This is a genomic window from Tistlia consotensis USBA 355 (assembly GCF_900177295.1).
GTDB lineage: Bacteria > Pseudomonadota > Alphaproteobacteria > Kiloniellales > DSM-21159 > Tistlia > Tistlia consotensis.
The window spans coordinates 1-2,630 of sequence record NZ_FWZX01000068.1; the positions used below are offsets into that span (position 1 = coordinate 1).

The window sequence follows — 2,630 nt, forward strand, 5'->3', positions numbered from 1 at the left end:
AACGGCCACCCGCAGAGCAGGGTCGAAGACCTCATGCCCTGGAACTTCCGCAAGGCGTCAAGCCCGAAGCCAAAGGGCATCGCCTAAGCGCTTACACTCATCTGAACGTCCGGCAGTAGTCGCAGAGGCGCACCCGCGCCGTGTCCTCCGACCAGAACTGTTTTCGGCAGCACATGCACGGTCGCCAGCCGACATGCCGAACGACTCGCGGAGGCATGTGGTCACAATCCAGTACCGCCTCACGCCGCTTGCCGCCGTCATTCGGCCAAGGGTCAGGGATCACGAATCCCTGATAGTTGCCTTTCGGGCGAGCGGGGGCGCAGCGCGCGGCTACAGCCGGGGTGCTGCCGCTGCCGCCGTGACCCCCTTGGCTCGCGGGTTCGCGCGGCTGTGCGGGCGCTGTGCGCCCCTCGCGCCATGCCTGTAACCACGCGGGGACCGCCTCGGTCATCCGTGACGCTCCATCACGCGATTGCGCTGCCATGCGCCGAACTCGCCATCGGTGTGCCAGCGCCGGATGGCGTTCAGGACCATCGGCATGTCGATCCGGTCGAAGGTGCCCGCGTCGATGCCCGCCTGCACCTCGCTGGTGAAGGCTTCGAGCGACCCGAAGGCGTGCTCAAAGGCAGAGCGTGGCGCAGTGCGCGCGGCTTCGAGGCGGCGCACCCTGCTGAGCAGCGAGCGGGCGGCGGACACTGTGGTTACGCCTCCCCTTTCAGCACGCGGAACGCTTCGCCCAATGCGACAGCGCGGCGCTCGTTCTCCGCAGCTTCGGCTTGCCGACGCTCCGCCGCCTCAATCCGGCGTTGCTGCATGGCTTTTAGGTCGTCGGGCGTGACCCCGTACTTGCGGGGTCGGTTCTCGTAGTCGAGGTGAAGGTTCTTCATGGCAGAATCCCTAGCTTGGTGAGCAGGTCGTGCGCCTCGCGCTGCATGGCCGGGTCGGTCTGGGCGTGGATGCCCTCGAACCCGACCGCCACGACGATCTGGCGCAACAGTTCGTCCTCCGACTTGATCGGCAGCACCTCAATCGGTCCCGCCATGTAGTCGGCCATGTTCAGCGCCCACCGCACGGCGGACGCCAGCCGGTCGATAGGCTGTGTGGTCAGCAGGAACCGCCCGCCGTCGCGCATGATGTAGGTGGCGACAAAGCGGTCCTCGGGGAACGCCTTGCCGACCATGATGTAATTGCGGTTCGTGTGGATCATCGGCATCAGACCTGCCTCGCTTCCAGAACGATGATGCGGCTCTCCAACTCGGCAACCGCTTCGATATTGGCGACAGCCGACAGGCACCCGATCAGGGTCTTGCCCGTTTCCGGGTCCACCTTGCCGTCAGCAACAGCCGCGAGGATCTGCTTTGCCTGTTCCGCAAGCGGGCGTTCGGGGTCCAACTCGAACTGGACCCGTTCCGCTGCCGCCCTGAGTGGGGGCGACAGGCGTTGCAGCACCATGTTCGCGGCCTGCATGTCACCTGCTAGCGCGGCATCCATGACCACACGCGCCACCGCGCTGCCCTCCTTGGCAAACTCGTCCGCCACAACGTTCTTCTTGTTCCGCGACCCGGCAGGCCTGCCCTTCGGGTTGCCCGACTGCCCCGGCTGCCAGCCACGGGGCGGGGTGTTGGGCTGAGGTACGAAGCCTTGCATCCAACTGGGCGTTTCAATCTCCGCCATGTGTGGTTAGCTCCTGTTGATTGCAGGGATCAGCAACGCTGCTCACTGAGCGCCGAACTTGAGGGCGGCGAGCGCGTCCTCGTTCTGCTTGGCGATGGCTTTCACCTTGTCGCGCCGCATCCCAAGAACCTTGTCGATCTGCGGGAAGATGAGCGGTGCCCGTTCCTCCACGGCGCGCATCGCGGCTCGGGTCACGGTCAGGCGCTTCACCAGCGCCGGGTTCTGCATCTCGTGGAACTTGCGAACGTAGAAGGCGTGTTCCTCCGGGATGAACCCGCTGAGGAAGTGCTGCGCCCCGAGCAGCGCGTGCAGGGTGTCCGTGTCGCCTGCCGCGAAGGCTTGCTCCACCATCTTGGTCCGGTCCTCGCGGCTCAGTGCCTTGGCGTAGGCACGCACCTCGCCGTTGAGCGACCCCATGCCCGCCTTCTCCTTGAGGGGCTGGCTAAGCTGCTGGTCGATGTGCTCCACCTGCTTCTTGAGGGCGGTGTGGACCGCATCGAACTTCTTGCAGAGGCGTTCCTGCTGCTTGTCGGCTTCCTTCGACACGAGCAGAACCCGTTGCGCCTCGGTCCAAGCCTCATTGCTTGCCGCTGCCGCTTTCGCGTCGTGCAGCTTGCCCAGGGTGATCCGGGCATCCGAGAAGGCTTCCTCGACAGGCGCGACGTAAACCGCCGTTTCCTCGTCGTACCCCTCAAGCTCCTTGATCGTCGCTTCGTGCAGTGCGGGCGTGACCCGCGTATCAACTGTGGTCGCCATTGTACCCCCTTAAAGCCGGACGCGGCTTGTTATGGGCTGCAACGCTACCTGTTTCCCCGATAGTTCAACAACGATTACATGCACTTAGAGGAAATGCCCCTCGTATGTACCCGTCCGGTGAGGACCGCGGGTCAGAGGCTTTCGTAGCGGCGGAGTTGGTGCGGGGTGGCCTTGTAGTGCTCGACCAGCTCTTTGAGACG

Annotated in this window: 5 protein-coding genes; all 5 read right to left on the reverse strand. The window is 64.8% G+C overall.

The features are described 5' to 3' along the window. Positions 1-447 precede the first annotated feature (447 nt). Genes B9O00_RS31970 through B9O00_RS31990 form a run of 5 tightly spaced genes read right to left on the reverse strand, consistent with a single transcriptional unit; the run spans position 448 to position 2,430 of the window. Positions 448-696, reverse strand: coding sequence for a hypothetical protein (locus B9O00_RS31970; protein ID WP_085127493.1), 249 nt, complete (start codon positions 694-696; stop codon positions 448-450). 5 nt (positions 697-701) lie between these two features. Then, a complete protein-coding gene (locus B9O00_RS31975) occupies positions 702-887 on the reverse strand; it encodes a hypothetical protein (protein ID WP_085127495.1) in 186 nt (61 codons plus the stop codon). After that, the gene (locus B9O00_RS31980) at positions 884-1,213 is read right to left on the reverse strand and encodes a hypothetical protein (protein ID WP_085127497.1); all 330 of its coding nucleotides are present in this window, start codon (positions 1,211-1,213) and stop codon (positions 884-886) included. The genes B9O00_RS31975 and B9O00_RS31980 overlap by 4 nt, the downstream gene beginning before the upstream one ends. Next, a complete protein-coding gene (locus tag B9O00_RS31985; protein ID WP_085127499.1) occupies positions 1,213-1,674 on the reverse strand; it encodes a DUF5681 domain-containing protein in 462 nt (153 codons plus the stop codon). Before B9O00_RS31985 ends, B9O00_RS31980 begins: the two co-directional genes overlap by 1 nt. Positions 1,675-1,716: 42 nt before the next feature. Further along, the gene (locus B9O00_RS31990; RefSeq protein ID WP_085127501.1) at positions 1,717-2,430 is read right to left on the reverse strand and encodes a hypothetical protein; all 714 of its coding nucleotides are present in this window, start codon (positions 2,428-2,430) and stop codon (positions 1,717-1,719) included. Between the last annotated feature and the right edge of the window lie 200 nt (positions 2,431-2,630).

What these genes read in the sequence shown, in the direction of transcription:
- B9O00_RS31985 (WP_085127499.1), bottom strand. Translation starts at nt 1,674, where the DNA reads ATGGCGGAGATTGAAACGCCCAGTTGGATGCAAGGCTTCGTACCTCAG.
- B9O00_RS31980 (WP_085127497.1), bottom strand. Translation starts at nt 1,213, where the DNA reads ATGCCGATGATCCACACGAACCGCAATTACATCATGGTCGGCAAGGCG.
- B9O00_RS31990 (WP_085127501.1), bottom strand. Translation starts at nt 2,430, where the DNA reads ATGGCGACCACAGTTGATACGCGGGTCACGCCCGCACTGCACGAAGCG.
- B9O00_RS31975 (WP_085127495.1), bottom strand. Translation starts at nt 887, where the DNA reads ATGAAGAACCTTCACCTCGACTACGAGAACCGACCCCGCAAGTACGGG.